13 protein-coding genes are annotated in these 15,531 nt (G+C 66.6%); 12 read left to right on the top strand and 1 reads right to left on the bottom strand.

Annotated elements, in window-relative coordinates; genetic code table 11:
- Positions 1-16: 16 nt before the first annotated feature.
- The 3 genes from IFR23_RS10705 (at position 17) to IFR23_RS10695 (ending at position 1,877) form a co-directional block, all read left to right on the top strand.
- Positions 17-340, top strand: coding sequence for a hypothetical protein (locus IFR23_RS10705; protein ID WP_192144843.1), 324 nt, complete (start codon positions 17-19; stop codon positions 338-340).
- A 348-nt stretch (positions 341-688) separates the two neighbouring features.
- Positions 689-1,150, top strand: a complete 462-nt coding sequence (locus IFR23_RS10700; RefSeq protein ID WP_192975872.1) for a PaaI family thioesterase — start codon at positions 689-691, stop codon at positions 1,148-1,150.
- Positions 1,151-1,433: 283 nt separating this feature from the next.
- The gene (locus tag IFR23_RS10695; protein ID WP_197978386.1) at positions 1,434-1,877 is read left to right on the top strand and encodes a VirK family protein; all 444 of its coding nucleotides are present in this window, start codon (positions 1,434-1,436) and stop codon (positions 1,875-1,877) included.
- 124 nt (positions 1,878-2,001) lie between these two features.
- Here the strand turns inward: IFR23_RS10695 and IFR23_RS10690 are convergent, their stop codons facing one another.
- Positions 2,002-2,412, bottom strand: coding sequence for a hypothetical protein (locus tag IFR23_RS10690; RefSeq protein WP_107962080.1), 411 nt, complete (start codon positions 2,410-2,412; stop codon positions 2,002-2,004).
- Positions 2,413-2,636: 224 nt separating this feature from the next.
- On the opposite strand from IFR23_RS10690, the gene IFR23_RS10685 reads away from it, so the two are divergent.
- From IFR23_RS10685 to IFR23_RS10645, 9 genes are read left to right on the top strand one after another with little or no spacing between them, the layout of a single operon-like run.
- A complete protein-coding gene (locus IFR23_RS10685; protein ID WP_192975871.1) occupies positions 2,637-6,032 on the top strand; it encodes a M10 family metallopeptidase C-terminal domain-containing protein in 3,396 nt (1,131 codons plus the stop codon).
- A 24-nt stretch (positions 6,033-6,056) separates the two neighbouring features.
- Positions 6,057-7,454: an exopolysaccharide Pel transporter PelG gene (pelG, locus tag IFR23_RS10680; RefSeq protein ID WP_192975870.1), complete on the top strand. Its 1,398-nt coding sequence runs from the start codon at positions 6,057-6,059 to the stop codon at positions 7,452-7,454.
- Between the two features lie 14 nt (positions 7,455-7,468).
- Positions 7,469-8,344 carry an endo alpha-1,4 polygalactosaminidase gene (locus tag IFR23_RS10675; protein ID WP_244655592.1) on the top strand — a complete coding sequence of 292 codons (876 nt, stop codon included), beginning with the start codon at positions 7,469-7,471 and terminating at the stop codon, positions 8,342-8,344.
- The gene (locus tag IFR23_RS10670; RefSeq protein WP_192975869.1) at positions 8,344-10,065 is read left to right on the top strand and encodes a tetratricopeptide repeat protein; all 1,722 of its coding nucleotides are present in this window, start codon (positions 8,344-8,346) and stop codon (positions 10,063-10,065) included. The genes IFR23_RS10675 and IFR23_RS10670 overlap by 1 nt, the downstream gene beginning before the upstream one ends.
- A 20-nt stretch (positions 10,066-10,085) precedes the next feature.
- Complete coding sequence (locus tag IFR23_RS10665) at positions 10,086-11,537, top strand: hypothetical protein (protein ID WP_192975868.1); 1,452 nt, start codon at positions 10,086-10,088, stop codon at positions 11,535-11,537.
- Complete coding sequence (locus IFR23_RS10660; RefSeq protein ID WP_192975867.1) at positions 11,534-12,502, top strand: hypothetical protein; 969 nt, start codon at positions 11,534-11,536, stop codon at positions 12,500-12,502. The genes IFR23_RS10665 and IFR23_RS10660 overlap by 4 nt, the downstream gene beginning before the upstream one ends.
- Positions 12,499-13,410 (top strand): hypothetical protein, encoded by a 912-nt coding sequence (locus IFR23_RS10655; protein ID WP_192975865.1) that lies wholly within the window; start codon positions 12,499-12,501, stop codon positions 13,408-13,410. The genes IFR23_RS10660 and IFR23_RS10655 overlap by 4 nt, the downstream gene beginning before the upstream one ends.
- Entirely contained in the window at positions 13,407-14,918 is a 1,512-nt protein-coding gene (gene pelF, locus IFR23_RS10650) for a GT4 family glycosyltransferase PelF (RefSeq protein WP_192975863.1), read from the top strand. Before IFR23_RS10655 ends, pelF begins: the two co-directional genes overlap by 4 nt.
- A 51-nt stretch (positions 14,919-14,969) precedes the next feature.
- Positions 14,970-15,497 carry an AAA family ATPase gene (locus IFR23_RS10645; RefSeq protein ID WP_192975861.1) on the top strand — a complete coding sequence of 176 codons (528 nt, stop codon included), beginning with the start codon at positions 14,970-14,972 and terminating at the stop codon, positions 15,495-15,497.
- The last annotated feature ends 34 nt before the right edge of the window (positions 15,498-15,531 follow it).

Below are 15,531 nucleotides of genomic sequence, written 5' to 3'. Positions count from 1 at the left end.
CCAAGGACGCAATGCCATGAAGACTTTTCTCAATCTTGCAGCGCTCGTCATGGTCGTCGTGCCAGCCCCGCTCTTCGCGCAGGAGGCACGCTGGCCCCTCGAAGAGTCGGTAAAGTCGCCGACCAAGGCGCTCAGCATCCCGACAAAACTCGACCCGATGATGCAGTCGCTTACCGATATCCTGAACGCAGGCGGCAAGGTCGTCAGTTCCTATGTCGGGACGAACGGCCCGATCGTGACGGTTCAGTTGAAGAAGGCCTACAGCATCTGCCTTCTGAGAGGCGCCAATCCAGCGACCGACGCGAACGTTCCGACATCCGAATGCTACGCGCTTAATTGACCAAAGGGGCGCGGAGATTTGTCATCGGCAAATGTTCGCGCCCTCTCCGATCGGCGAAGGTTATCGGAGATATAAATGGAGCCATCCCGGCGGATTTCGACGACCTTCTCGGCGACGGGAGCTTTTGACGTACAAGCAAATACATCTCGCCATGTAGCAAAGATCGAACAGGCAGACGGTTAGAATAGAACGACAGAGTGAACTGATATTCTATATTATTCGCTCCGACACGGCCCTAAATTGCTAGCGAGCGAATCAGATAGTTCTTACCGACCATTTCGATCGGAGTTCGAACCTTTCTGTTTTGCCGAATAGTTCGCCTTAGGTAGCGTTTAGGAGAGATGTTTCATGGATATGATCAAAGACAACAAAGCCCGCTTGTCGGGGCTGGAACAACTTCACGCACTCATCGCTGCGAACATACCACCGCCGATCAACAGGACCATGAACTTCACGTTGACCGAGTTCGAAGAAGGCCGTGCCGTGTTCGAGGGCAATCCGGACCAGAGCGTCTACAACCCGATCGGCGCAGTGCACGGTGGCTATGCAGCGACATTGCTCGACACGGCTTGCGGCTGCGCGGTCCATTCGACGCTGACCGCCGACCAGGGTTACACGACGCTGGAGCTCAAGGTCGCCTATCATCGCCCGCTGACCGATGCGAGCGGTCCCGTTCGAGCCGAGGGCAACATCGTGTCGATCGGCCGCCGTACCGGGTTTGCCGAGGCCAGGCTGACCGATCGTAATGGCAAGGTGTGTGCAACGGCGACGTCGACATTGCTGATCTTCCCCCTCGGCTCTGCTGGCTGATCGTCTCGGCGCCCGGTGGCAAGTCACACTGTGCGCTGCCACGACTCCTGAACCGAGCAGCCTTCGAGAGCCGTTGGATCCACAGTATCGCGATCGATAGTGACGCGCCCTTTCCGTCATTCCGTGGAATCTAGAAAGGGCGCTCACAGATACGGTGGACACCATGTCGCGCAAATCTTCAGCGACGAACTGCCCTGCAAGGCCACCGTAGATTTCGCGGGCGGCAGGTAAAGCCGGTCTGAAATTCAGGCATATTTTCAGCATCTCGACAGGAATTATGACCATGATGACGATGAAGCGCCTGGTGGTTTCAGGTATGGTGATCTGCGCATCTGCGTCCGGGGCGAACGCGACCGCCAAGCTCGATAGCTTGCAAGCCGTCGAACGCATGCTGGAAAGCGGACGAACCGTATCGGTCGTCATGGACCTGGGACTGTGTAGTCCAGCATCGACGGAAACCAAGCCGACACGGACACGCGGAGGCCTGCGTATCGACGCGTACCGCGAGACCGAAGACGGAACCCTGGCCTTCGCCGACGACCACTTCACGATCGGACGCGATGGCAAGCCCATCCGGCAATTCCTGCGTTACCAGGTCCACGCCGATGGTTCGGCAGACTTCTCGATGACGATCTTCAGCATGCCGGACATCCAGCAGATCGGACCGACGCTCCAATACAAATGTGCGCTAAACCACGGAATGCGTTTCGCCGCATCTTCCGGTTGATTGACCAGAAGGTCGTTCCGGCTCGTAATGACGCGTCCCGCCGTCATGTAACTGATCGAGGACGACAGGTCGGTGATAGTCGGGGATGCCGAACGCCGATCGGTTTGGACACGTCAAAGTTCAATCACGCCAGCCTGTCGATCACCATCGCTTTATCCAGCGTGGGTGCAGCGTTCCTGATCGGCATGACCGCCTGCGCCAGACGATCCATGCTCTTCATCTCTTGAAGCGTCTCGGTTGATCCGTCGCTGTAGGCGATGACGGTGATCCGCACGGGCCCCGCGTCGGTCGTCCGTTGATCGACGATGGTCTTCTTCCCGTTTACAGCAGATCTCTGCGCCATATCCTTGTCGGTCGATGCTTCGGTTCTGGCAGGTTGGATTTGGCCAATCACGCCACCAACCGTCGTCGCGTCGGAGCCCGGCTCCTGGGTTATCTGGCCGTCGGTCTCCAGAAGCGTGCGGGCGGCAGGCCGCTGGAGCGGATTGGAGGCGACCCGCGCGAGCAGGTTCGTCGGAGATATCGTCGACAGCATGCCCTAGTAACGGCCGGAGCCCGACCGGCTTAACAGCTCAGGCGATCGCCGTTCGATATCCGGAACCTCACGCGTCATCGCCCGTGCCAGGTTGATACAAGTTCGGCGTGATCACCGCATCTTAGCGGTACGAATGGCCCCATGCCTTTGCTACAGCCCGCGCCGAGCTTCACGACGGCTGGCTTGCCCGTCGGTGAGGCCCGTAGCGGAAACGGGGACGAATGATGGCGAACGCAACACCGGTGACCCTCGATGGCAATCTGAACGACTGGACCGTCGGCGACCGGATCGATCGCGGCCTCGGCGCAGGATACGCGATCTATGCGCGCAGCGATGGCGCCGATTTCGCCTTCGCAATCACCGCCCCCACCGCGATCGGCGCGAACACCACCGCGTGGCTCAACACGGATCGTAACGCCAAGACCGGATACCAGGTGTTCGGCTTTGCCGGTGGCGCCGAGTATAATGTGAACTTCGCCGCGGACGGCACGGTATCGCTCTACAGTGGGGCTGCCGGGCAGACGCTCGTGGCCAGCGGTTTGCAGGCGGCGTGGTCCGCCGATCGTACCACCGTCGAGTTCAAGGTGCCCAAGGCGGCGATCGGCAATCCGCAGGCGATCGACACGATCTACGACGTCAACGACACCGCGTTCCTGCCGGGCAATTATTCGAACCCCGCCTTCACCGTCTTCAACGATACCGGCATCGTCGCCGACCCGTCGCACCGGATCGCGATCGTCTGGTCCGATTCGACCGCCAACGCCTATTTCAGCAAGACCGCCTATTCGCAGCTGTTCATGGCCGCGCAGTCCCAGGCGATGCAGGCCGGCGTGCCGTTCGACATTCTGACCGAGGGCGACCTGACGAGCCTGGCGACGCTCGCCAAGTACGATACGATCGTCTTCCCGTCGTTCCGCAACGTCGAGGCGGGCAAGGCGGACCTGATCGCGCAGACGCTGGAGCAGGCGACCAAGCAGTTCGGCATCGGCCTGGTCGCGGCAGGCGAGTTCATGACCAACGGCGCGGACAACACCGCGCTCGCGGGCGATTCCTATTCGCGGATGAAGCTGTTGTTCGACGCCACGCGCGTGACCGGTGGATTCCCCGCCGACGTGACGGTGAAGGCGAGCGATGCGTCGCACCTCGTGCTCGACGGCTACAGCGACGGCCAGGTCATCCGCCAATATACCGGCGTCGGCTGGAACGCGTTCACCAGCGTCAGCGGCACGGGCACGACGATCGCGACCGAGACGGTCAACGGCCAGACCTATTCGGCGGCGATCGCGACGCAGACCGGGGGCCGCAACGTGCTGTTCTCGAGCGAAGCGGTGATGGCCGACGACAATTTGCTGCAGAAGGCGATCGATTACTCGGTACACGGTGACGGCCTGTCGGTCGGGTTGCAGATGACCCGTCAATCGGGGTTGTTCGCGTCGCGCGTCGATATGGACCAGAGCAAGCAGATCGACGAGGTCAATCCGGCCGGCACCGCGCCCGGCATCTACGACAAGCTGTTGCCAATCTTGACCGAGTGGAAGACGAACTACAATTTCGTCGGCAGCTATTACGTCAACATCGGCAACGATCCGGCGAACGGCCAGGCGACCGACTGGGCGGTGTCGCTGCCGATCTACAAGGCGCTGCTCGATGCGGGCAACGAGATCGGCACGCACAGCTATACGCATCCGATGGACACGAACCTGCTGACCGATGCGCAGATCGCGTTCGAGTTCGGCCAGTCGCGGACCGAGCTGGAAAAGCAGCTGAGCGCCTATCTGGGCAAGACCGTGACCGTCGGCGGGGCCGCGGTGCCGGGCGCGCCCGAGCAGATCGCGACGAGCCAGGAAATCCTGAAATACGTGACGTATCTCAGCGGCGGCTATTCGGGCGTCGGCGCGGGCTATCCAAACGCGATCGGCTACATGACGCCGCAGAACGCCGCCGACGACAAGGTGTACCTGGCGCCGAACACGTCGTTCGACTTCTCGCTGATCGAGTTCCAGAAGAAGACCGTCGCCGAGGCCAGCGCGATCTGGGCGAAGGAACTGGGCGCGCTGACCGCCGGTGCCGACGCCCCGGTCATCGTGTGGCCGTGGCATGATTACGGCCCGACGATGTGGGCCGCCGATGGCGCGACCAGCCTGTACACCAAGCAGATGTTCACGACCTTCGTCGCGCAGGCGGCCGCCGCCGGTGTCGAATTCGTGACGCTCGCCGATCTCGCGGGGCGCGTCAGCGCGTTCCAGAACACGACGATCAGCTCGACCGTCGTCGGCAACACGATCACCGCGACGGTTGGCGCGACCACCGGCACCTTCTCGCTCGACGTCGATGGCCAGAGCAACGGCCAGGTGATCAAGGGCGTCGCCAACTGGTACGCCTATGACGCGGACACGGTGTTCCTGCCGAAGGCGGGCGGCACCTATGCGATCACGATGGGCGCGGTCGCGGACGACGTGACGCACGTCACCGCGCTGCCGATGCGTGCGACGCTGACGACGCTGAGCGGCGACGGCCGCGACCTCGCGTTCACCGTCGAGGGCGAGGGCAAGGTGACCGTCGACCTTAAGGCGCCCGGGACCGACTGGACGACGCTGAGCGGCGGCACGATCGCCAGCCAGATCGGTGAGATCCTGACGATCGATCTCGGCGCGATCGGCGTGCACGACGTCAAGATCGGCCATCAGGCCAATGTCGGTCCGGTGCTGACCTCGTTCGGTGGCGGCACCACGGGGGCACTGTCGATAGCCGAGAACGGCACCGCGCTGACGACGATCACCGCGACCGACGCGAACATCGTTTGGGGCGATTCGATCAAATACTCGATCGGCTCTGGCGGCGACAGCGCCAACTTCTCGATCGACGCGACCACGGGCGTACTGAAGTTCGTGACCGCACCCGATTTCGAGGCGCCGACCGACGCCAACCGCGACAATATCTACGGCGTCACGGTGGTGGCGACCGACGCGCGTGGCGCGATCGACACGCAGACGCTGACGATCGGCGTCACCGACGTGGTCGGCATCACCAAGACGGGCACGATCTTCGCCGAGACGATCAACGGCACCAGCGAGCAGGACGTGCTCGACGGCAGCTGGGGCAACGACGTGCTCAACGGGCTGGGCGGCAACGATCGCCTGATCGGCGGCATGGGCCACGACACGCTCAACGGCGGCGCGGGCAACGACACGTTGATCGGTGGCGACGGTCGCGACATCCTCAACGGTGGCGACGGCAACGACATTCTGATCGGTGGCGACGACATGGACACGATGACCGGCGGCGCGGGCGCAGACATCTTCCGCTTCGAGGTGAAGGGCGACAGCCTGACGTCGTCGTCGCGCGACGTGATCACCGATTTCACCGTCGGGCAGGACAAGATCGACCTGTCGATGATCGACGCCAACACGTCGCTGTTCGCGCGCGGCGACCAGGCGTTCAGCTTCATCGGCACGTCTGCCCGCTTCACCGCACCGGGCCAGCTCCGCTACAGCTACCAGATGATCGGCGGCAAGGAATTCACCGTCGTCGAGGGCAATACCGATAGCGGTTCGGCCGCCGATTTCTCGATCGCGCTGACCGGCCACCATGTCCTGACTGCGAACGATTTCTTCATGTAGTCCGCGGCATAGGCCGGCAGTGTTATGGCGGGCATAGGCTTCCAATTAGCGAAAACCGCGCGTGAGGGCGGCGTCGGCGGGATCGTCGGCGCCGCCGCATTCGGTGCGGTGATCAGCGCCGGACCGTGGCTCATCACCGCGGTCGCGATGGCGTTGCTCAACCACTGGTCGGGCGCGCATCTCGGCGCCGATGGCGCGCGGACCGTCCAGACGATCCTGGTCTATGCGTTCAGCCTGTCCGCGCTCGCCGCGGCACCCGTCGGCATTCTCGCAACCCGGATGGTGGCGGATCGAATCTTCGCACGCGATGCTGGCGGCGTATCGGGGATCATGCTGGTCGCCCTCGCCATCGGTGGCGCGATCGCGCTGGGCATCGGGGCTGTGGTGTTCGGGACGCTTGGAAAGCTTCCGTTTGGTGAGGCGGCGCTCGCGACGCTGATCCTCGGGTGGCTGACGCAGGTCTGGATCGCGGCCCCCCTGCTTACGGCCCTGCGCCGTTACCGCGCGATCCCCCTCGCCTATCTGCTCGGCATCGGTTTTGCGACGGTGTTGCTGGCGCTGTTGCCGAAGCCCGGCGTCGTCAGCGTGCTCGCGGTCATCGCCGGCGGCATCGGGCTGACCCTGGCTGCAATCGTCGTGGTGATCCGCCGCCATTTCTCCGCACCGCCCGTCCTGCCGACGCGGGATGCGATGACGCCGCGGCTGGCGTGGATCGTCGCGGCGGCGGGCATCGCCGGGGTCGCCGCGATCTGGATCGACAAGTGGCTGTTGTGGGCCGGCCCCGACAGCATCCGCGCGCTCGGCCTGTTGCGGCTCAATCCGATCAACGACCAGGGCAGCTTTCTCGGGCTGCTGACGATGGTGCCGGGCCTGACGCTGTTGCTGATCGTCACCGAGACGCGGTTCGATCGCGCGTTCGGCGACATGATCGTGCGGTGTACCGGCACCTCGACACTGCAACGGATCGAGGAGGCGCGCAGCGAACTCGCGCGGACGATGTTCGACGGGCTGCGGATCATGCTGCTGGTGCAGGCGCTCGTCGCCGCGCTCGCCTGGGTGTTCGCGGTGCCGCTGTTCGAATTGATCGGCGCGGACGCGCGGGCGATCTTCGCGTTCCGCCAGACCTCGCTCGGCACCGTCTTCCACCTCGTGGTGATCGCGACGACGGTCGTGCTCGCTTATTACGACCTGTTCGGGCGGATCCTGCTGACCTGGACCGCGTTCGCGATCGGCAGCGGCGTCGCGACGCTGCTGCAATGGGACGCGGGGTTTGCCGCGTTCGGCTGGGGCTATATGGCGGGCGCGGTAGTCGGTGCGTCGGTCGGCATGGCGCTGGTCGCCGAGGCCACGGTCAACCTCACCTACCTGCTGTTCGTCGGCAACAATCCCTCGGTCGTGGGGCACGGAGGGCGTCTGTTGTGACGGGAATTACGGATATGCCGCGCAGGAAGATCGTGCAGCGGATGCTGGCGCTGGGTGCAACGGCCCTGACGCTGGGCATGCGGTCGCGGTCGGATGCCACCCCCAAGCCGTCCGCGAACGCTGCGCTGCGCTGGGGCGTCGATTACGGTGCAGCGACCGATCCCGCATTGGCGAGGACGTGCGCGCTGCTGGTGCTGGAGCCGCATCATGCGCGCCCGATCGCGCCGCTCCGGGGCCCCGGCAGCATCCTGCTCGGCTATGTCAGCTTCGGCGAGGTCGAACGCGGCCGGCCGTATTTCGCCGCGCTCGAAAAGGCCGGCGCACTGAGGGCCGCCAATCCCAACTGGCCCGACGCGCGGCTTGCCGACCTGCGCCATCCGGCATGGCGTGCGGCGGTACTCGACCAACTCGTCCCCGCGATCCTGGCGCTTGGCTATGACGGAATCTTCATCGACACGATGGATAATGCCGAAGCGATGGAGCGGCAGGATCCGGTGGCCAACAAGCACATGGTGGCCGCAGGCGTGACGCTGATCGCCGCCGTACGCGCGCGCTTTCCCAAGATGCGCATCATGCTCAACCGCGGCTATGCGCTGTTGCCCGACGTCGCGCCGAAGATCGATTACCTGCTTGGTGAGGCGATGGCGTCGCGATGGAATTTTGCTGCCAAGCGCCATGAATTGCTCAGCGATTCGGACTGGGCCTGGCAAGCCGGTCGCCTGCGTGCGGCCAAGACCCGCAACCCGTCACTGAGCCTGATGACGCTCGATTACTGGGATCCGGCCGACACGAAGAAGGTCGCCGCGCTGTACGCGCGCGAACGGGCGGCTGGGTTCAGCCCCTATGTCGCGACGCTGGCGCTCGACCGGCTGGTACCGGAGCCGAGCTGATGAGGATCGACCGCCGACGCGGACGGCTTGCGATCGTCCTGCCTGCATTGGCTGGGCTCGGCCTGCTTGCGGGCGGACTGATGCTGTTGCCGAACGACCGAGAGATCCGCCACGCCGCGCGCCGTGCGCAGCCTGTGCCGACGGCGAGCAGTTCGCTCCCCGCCGCGCCGGTATCGCCACCGGTGCAACCGCCTGCGCACCCGGCGATCGCGGCGCAGATCGCGACTGCCGATGCAGCGACGCTTGCCACGCTGACCGCGCAACTGATCGCCGAGGGGCAGTCGGTGTCGACGCTGCAGGTCGCTTATGACCTGGTCGCAGCGAAGCGGCCGGCGGTGGCGCTCGGCTATCTGGCGGCACGGCCGGACGGCGGGGCGGCAGCGACGTGGCGGCTGCGTGTCGATCTTCTTCGCCAAACCGGGCGGACCGCGGATGCGGCTGCACTCGTCGCGCGGGCGGCGCAGACGCGCGGGGCGGTGGCGGCGGCGGATATCGTTGCAGCGGCCTATGCGATCGATCGGCCCGACCTCGTGATCGTGGCAGCGGCGAACCACGTCGTACCGCCGCCCGATGCCGCGCTGTCGCTCGATCTGGCACGGCGTGCCGACAAGGCTGGGCGCACTGACCTGATCGCATTGCTCGACAAGGCGACGACCGCGAACTGGCGGGCGGCGGATCCCTGGCTGGCGATCCGTGTCGCGGCGCGCGCGAAGGATACCGCGGCAGGGCTGAGGGCAGCCGACTATCTGCCGGTCGAGCAGCGGGCGACCGCGCGCGAGACGATCCTGACCGAGGCCGGCGACCGAGATGGCCTGCGTACCGAACTCCTGGCGCGTGCCGCGGCGCCGGGCGCGCAACCCGAGCGGGAGGCGGAGCGGCTGCTTGCAACGGGTTACCGCGGCGATGCGATGGCGGTGCTGCGGCGGGCGGCAACCGGAATGGCGCCGACCGCACCGGCAGCGCAGCGCCTGCTGTACCTGATGGGGCCGCGGCCGGGGGGCGACGATCTCACCTGGCTTAAACAGCAAAGTTTGCAGGGCAGCGCGGACCAGCAGCGCGCCTGGCTGACGCGCTATGCCGAGCGCGATCGACCGGGCGAGGCGCTGGCGTTCCTGTCGCGGCATCCGCTCGCGGGCCAGACCGACGTGATGCTGATGCGGCTGTCACTGGCCCGCGCGTCTGGCAATGATACCGCCGGTCGTGCGGTGCTGGCGTCGTTGCTCGACGGCCGCTCGCTCGATCCAGCGCAGGTCGCCGCCCTGTCCGCCGCAGCCCCCGCAAAGATCGACCCGGCACAAGCAGCGGCAATCGCGAAACGGCGCGTCGCAGCCGGGGTCGCGGCGCCGCGGGATCAGCTCGACCTAGCCTGGACGGCGTGGAATGCGGGCGATGCCAAGGGCGCGGCGAAGTGGCTCGATCAGCATCTGGCAAGCGATCCGACGGACCTGACTGCGCTGCGGCTGATGGCCGACGTGCAGGCGCGGACCGGGGGCGAGCGTGCGGCACGACCCTGGCTGGACCGCGCGCTCGCCCAGACGCCCGCCGCCAGCAAGGCGCGCGTGGAGATCTTGGAAAAGCTCGGTCGTCGGGCCGAGGCCGTGGCGCTGGTCGAGACGCTGCGCGCCGAGACCCCGCGCGACCGATCGCTCGCTGCGTTGCATGCCCGCCTGCTGATCGCACAGGGCCAAGCCGGGCGTGCCCGAACGGTGCTGGCACAATGATCGCGCTACTCCTTTGCTTGATGGACGCACCCGCACTGACCGTTCCCCGTACGGTCTTCGCGGACAGCCGGATCGTGGTGCCCGAGTCGGTGATGGCCTGGCCCGACCAAGCCATCGTCCGCATTGAGGACCACGATGGAGAGCTTGTCGCGCGGTTCGATCAGCCGATGAGCGCCGACCGGCTCGCCGCGTTCCGCGAGGCGGCGGGCGATGCGATCGGCGATCTTCGCTGGAACGACGACAGCCTCGTCCTGCGTCCCGCTGACGGCTGGTCCATGACCTGGCGGCAGGCGGGCGCAACGGTCGCGGTGACCTTCTCACCGCCGGCCACGACCCAACCGCTCGCCGAGACTACCGACGATACCGCATCCGATGCCGCGCTGACCGCTATCGAGGCGGACGCCGCGGCCGGGTATCCGGGGCCGGCACGACGCGCCGCAACGCTATTGGCGAAACGCTATCCGACCGACCCACGCGCGGCGCGCATGCTCGCTGACACGCGTCTCGCCGACGGTGACGTGCGCGGCGCGGCGCGCGATTACCGTGAGCTCGCAGCCGACGACCTGACTGCAAGGCGCGCCATCGCTGCCGCACCGGGGACCGCCAGCATCGGCGTCACCGCGCGCGACGGCAGCGACCTGTCGCAGGCGGAGTTCGCCGCACGGATCGACGCGGCGGTCGGCGATACCTTCACCGTCGGTGGCGGTATCCGCCATGTCGCCAGTCGTGTCGGCGACGACGCACGGACCGTGCGAACCGGCGACACGATCGTCGATGCCTCGCTGGCCGCAGCGTTCGACGGCGCAGTCCGCGTGCAACTGCTCGCCTCCGCCGCACTCGACGATGGCGTCACCGGCGGCGGTGCCAAGGCTGTCGCGGGGTCCGCCGACGCGCAGTTTCGCGTGACGTTGACCCGGCACATGCCCGATTACTCGACGCCGGCGCAGGTTCTGGCAGGCGGGTATCTGTCGCGTGCCCTGCTCGGGGTGACCTATCGGCTGACTCCGGGTCTCGTCGTGCAAGGCGATATCGGCGCGAACCGCTACGGGCTGGCCGGCAGCAACGGCGCGAGCGATACCATCGTCGCGAGCGGCGGGGTCGACTATCTCATCCGCCGCCAGTTCCCCGCGCTCGGCCTGACCTATCGGTTCGAGGCCGAATACGTCCAGCGTTTGCAACTCGGCGCGGACAGCCTGGCCATCATCCCGCTCGCCACGCGGGAGAACCATACCGTCCAGGGCGTGCTCAGCGGCGCGCTCGGTACGGTGCAGATGACCGCACTGGCAGGCTGGACCGTCGACAGGTTCGGTGGCGACGGGCCGACCGCCAGCCTTGGCATCGCCGCACCAATCGCGGTGGCTTGGCGGGTCGAGGGCAGCGGCGGCATCACCTCGATCGCACGCCCCGGCTTTTCGGGTCGCCAACTCTACGCACGGGCGCTGCTGACGCGCAGCCTTGGGGATACGCAGTGACCGACGACGACCAAGTTCGCAAATGGCAGACCCGGTGGCGACGCCCCGCGCGCGTCGCCGCGGAGATCGCGCTGACCTTCGCCGCGCTGGTAGCACTCGACTGGTGGCTGACGGGCGGCACCGGCTTCGCGCATGTCCATCCCAATCCCTATTGGGTGCCGGTCCTCGTGATGGCGCTGGCGTATGGGACCGGCCCCGGCGTTCTCGCGGCGGTCATCGCATCGGGACTGTGGCTCGCCAACGTCCACGACACCCCGGGCGAACGCGATTACCTCGACCACCTGTTCCATCTGTCGCTACAGCCGTTGATGTGGTTCGTCGTGGCGGGGATCATCGGCGAAGTGACGATCATGCGGACCGGGCGTCACGATCGGCTGGAAAAGCGCGGCCGGGTCGCGACGCGGAATCTGGCAAGGCTGACCGACGCGTTTGCGACGCTGTCGCAGACCAATCGCCTGTTGCAGGTCCAGATCGCGACGGAAGCGCACACCGTCGGCCATGCGATCGAGACGGCGACGCGGCTCAGTTCGGAGGACCGGGCAGAGCGGCGCGGCGCGATTGGCGAACTGGTCGCGCTCGCCGCGCGGACCGCCGACTTCACCTGCTACAGGGTCACCGGCGGGGAGGCGCGTGCCTGGCTCCGCGGGCCGGTCACCGCAGGGCGCCGCGACGTCCTGCCCGCGTCCCTCCTGGAGAGGATCGAGCGGCACAAGCGGATCTTGCATGTCGCCAAGCGCAGCGATCGGCACGCGCTCGACGGCGTCGGCGTCGCCGCGATCGCCTTGCCCGATCGGAAGACCGGCGAGATCGTCGGCTGCCTGGTTCTCCACACTCTGCCCTTCGAGGCGTTGAACGCGAGTCGTACCGCGGAACTCGCCGAGATCGCCGCCTGGTTGACGCCCCTGCTCGCCGATCTACCGCAGGCGACACGGCAACCGGTGAGATCCGCCGGGCTGGTCGCGTGACCCTCCGCCTGATCGCGCTGGCGGTCTTCGAGATGATGATCCAGGCGGTGTGCTGGATGTCCGAAGTCGCGGTCGGCTGGGGCCTTGCCGTGCATGCCGTGGCAAGCGCGTTCGGGTTCGGCGTATGGCTTCGCAGCGGAACAGCGGCCGGCTTTGCGCCGACGATGCTCGGCGTGCTCGGGCCGCTCGGGCTGCTCGTCGCGCTGCCGCTCGGGCGTTTATCCAGGCCCACGACGCAGCGCAGCGACGACGAGATGTTCGGCCCGGTTGCGCGCGGCTCCGCACAGCGCGGCGCGCGTCTGGCTGTCGCGCGGATGCTCGACGGACGGGTTCATCATGCGACGCCCGATACGCTCAGTTCACTGGTCACGATCATGCGTCACGGTGCGGTTGCCGAGCGGCGGCGCGCGCTGGAGACGGTGGTGCGATCGTTCGAGCCGGCACTGTCGCCGTTGATCGCGCTGGCGCTGACCGACAGCGACCAGACCATCCGCGCGCTGGCGGCGGCGGCCTCGGCCCGGGTCGCGGAGAACCTCGTCCTGGCACGGGCGAGGCTATCGGCGCGCGTTGCCGATGGCGCCGATCCGGAAGCCGCCATCAGCCTAGCGACGCTGCTCGCGGATCATGCCCGTTCGGACGTGCTGCTGTCGGATTCGCAACGCCTCCACCTTCGCGAGGACGCGGTCGCAACGATGGTCGCCGCGGTCCCTTCAAAGGCGGACGAAAGGTCTGGAACGCGCGACGCGTTGATGATGGAAGCATTGTGGGCCGCGGGCGATTACGCGGCGATCGACCGGATGGCGACTGCGATCGAGGCCGCGTCGGAGCGGAACGATGCGCCGATGGACGCTACCCATCGCGGTGCGACGACGCGGGCCACGTGGTGGCTGACGGGAGCGGCGGCATGATCCCGCTCTCGGCCCTTGCCGAAAGGTCGCGACAAGCGTCTGTCGACATACCGGACGCCGACATCTGCCTGATCGTCGAGGGCGCTTACCCCTATGTGATCGGTGGCGTGTCCGGTTGGTTGCAGGATCTGATCACGCACCTGCCGGACGTCCGGTTCGTGATCGCCGCGATCAAGCCTGGCGCCGGGCTGCTCCCGTTCCAGTTGACGCCGCCGCCCAATGTCGTCGCGGTGGTCGAGATCGGACTCGCGCCCGCGCCGGCCGTTCCGCGCGCCATTCCGGACCGGATCGCAGTGCCGATCGCCGATGCGCTGGTCGCCTTCGTCGCGACCGGTGGCGCAGATCGGCTCGCGACGCTGATCGACGTGATCGGCGGCAGCGCCCGGCCGCTCGCGCCCGGCGATATCCTGTCGCACCCCGCCGTCTTCGCACGCCTCCGGCGTCATTATCAGGCGATGCTGCCCAAGGCGTCCTTCCACCATTATTTCTGGGCGATGCGCGTTCTGCTGGGCGGGTTGCTCGCGGTGCTGACCACGCCGCTGCCTCGCGCGAAGGCGTATCACACGATCTCGACCGGGTTCGCAGGCCTGCTCGCCGCCCGTGCCGCACGCCAGACCGGGCGACCGGCGTTCATCACCGAGCACGGCATCTACCTGCTCGAACGCCAGATCGAGGTGATGATGGCGGACTGGATCGGCGATCAGGTCGACACCGGGCTCGAGCTCGAACGCAGCGTCCGCGATCTTCGCGACCTGTGGGTGCGCGCGTTCACCAGCTATGCGACCGCCTGCTACGACAGCTGCGATCCGATCGTCGCGTTGTACGGCGCGAACACGGCGGTCCAGCGCCGGCTGGGCGCCGCCGCCGACCGGGTCCGCGTGATCCCCAACGGGATCGATTCACGGCGGTTCGCGAGCCTCCCGGACCAGCGCGATCCGGCGCATCCGCTGGTCGCGTTGCTGGGCCGGGTGGTGCCGATCAAGGACGTGAAGACGTTCATCCGGGCCGCCGCGATCGCGCACGCCGAACGCCCCGATATCCGCTTCGTGGTGCTTGGCCCCGAGGACGAGGACCCGGAATATGCCGCCGAGTGCACGCGGCTTGTCGAAGATCTGGCGCTGACGCCGGTCTTCCGTTTTGCCGGCCGCGTGCGGATCGAGGACTGGATGGCGAAGATCGACCTGCTCGTGCTCACCAGCCTGTCGGAAGCGCAACCGCTGGTGATCCTGGAGGGTGGCGCATGCGGGATCCCGGTGGTGGCACCCGACGTCGGCAGTTGCCGCGAGATGATCGAGGGACGCGGCGGCGCGGATTCGGGCCATGGCGGCATCGTCACGCCGCTGGTCAATCCGGCAGCGACCGCGGCGGGGATCCTGGCGATCGCCGGCGATCCGGCGATGCGGCTGGCGATGGGGGAAACGATGCGCGAGCGCGTGCGGCGGGATTACGACCACGGCACGATTATTGAGGCGTATGCCGCCCTGTATGGATCATTGATGACGGGGTAGGATCGGTCGTGCTGTTGCCGCACGATCCGTGATCGGCGTAGAAAACGGGTCATGACGCTCGACGATCTCGGCCCTCGCCTGTGCATCCTTGGGCCATCGAACAGCGGGAAGTCGACGCTGGCAGCCGCGATCGCAAGGGGACGCGGCCTGCCCGCCATCCATCTCGACCAGCTTCACCACTGGCCAAATACCGACTGGCAGCCGCGGCCGGACGACGAGTTCCTGGCTTTGCACGACCTGGCTATCGCCGGCTCACGCTGGGTGATGGACGGCAATTATTCGGGGTGCCTGTCGCAGCGTCTCGGACGGGCGACGGGCGTGATACTTCTCGAAGCGCCGACGATGACCAGCCTACTGCGCTATCTCCGGCGATCCTGGTTCGACCGAACGAGGCACGGAGCACTCGACGGCGGCAGCGACCGGGTCACAGGGGCGATGATCCGACACATCGCGCTAACGACACCCGCCAACCGCAGGCGGTACGCGGCGCTGTTCGACCAGGTCGTCCTGCCAAAACTCATGCTGTCGACCACGCGCGACTTGGCGCAATTCTACCGTGCCGAAGGACTTGAGCGATAGTTGCAGTTGCCTGGGCCGCGCGACGGACAGAGGG

The sequence above is a fragment of the Sphingomonas sp. CFBP 13603 genome (assembly GCF_014892665.1).
Classification (GTDB): domain Bacteria; phylum Pseudomonadota; class Alphaproteobacteria; order Sphingomonadales; family Sphingomonadaceae; genus Sphingomonas.
The sequence above is the reverse complement of the archived record's forward strand: the minus strand, read 5'-3'. Positions and strand labels throughout refer to the sequence as shown.

Coding starts and splice junctions, on each gene's coding strand:
- IFR23_RS10705 (WP_192144843.1), top strand. CDS start 17: ATGAAGACTTTTCTCAATCTTGCAGCGCTCGTCATGGTCGTCGTGCCA.
- IFR23_RS10700 (WP_192975872.1), top strand. CDS start 689: ATGGATATGATCAAAGACAACAAAGCCCGCTTGTCGGGGCTGGAACAA.
- IFR23_RS10695 (WP_197978386.1), top strand. CDS start 1,434: ATGATGACGATGAAGCGCCTGGTGGTTTCAGGTATGGTGATCTGCGCA.
- IFR23_RS10690 (WP_107962080.1), bottom strand. CDS start 2,412: ATGCTGTCGACGATATCTCCGACGAACCTGCTCGCGCGGGTCGCCTCC.
- IFR23_RS10685 (WP_192975871.1), top strand. CDS start 2,637: ATGGCGAACGCAACACCGGTGACCCTCGATGGCAATCTGAACGACTGG.
- pelG (WP_192975870.1), top strand. CDS start 6,057: ATGGCGGGCATAGGCTTCCAATTAGCGAAAACCGCGCGTGAGGGCGGC.
- IFR23_RS10675 (WP_244655592.1), top strand. CDS start 7,469: ATGCCGCGCAGGAAGATCGTGCAGCGGATGCTGGCGCTGGGTGCAACG.
- IFR23_RS10670 (WP_192975869.1), top strand. CDS start 8,344: ATGAGGATCGACCGCCGACGCGGACGGCTTGCGATCGTCCTGCCTGCA.
- IFR23_RS10665 (WP_192975868.1), top strand. CDS start 10,086: ATGGACGCACCCGCACTGACCGTTCCCCGTACGGTCTTCGCGGACAGC.
- pelF (WP_192975863.1), top strand. CDS start 13,407: ATGATCCCGCTCTCGGCCCTTGCCGAAAGGTCGCGACAAGCGTCTGTC.
- IFR23_RS10645 (WP_192975861.1), top strand. CDS start 14,970: ATGACGCTCGACGATCTCGGCCCTCGCCTGTGCATCCTTGGGCCATCG.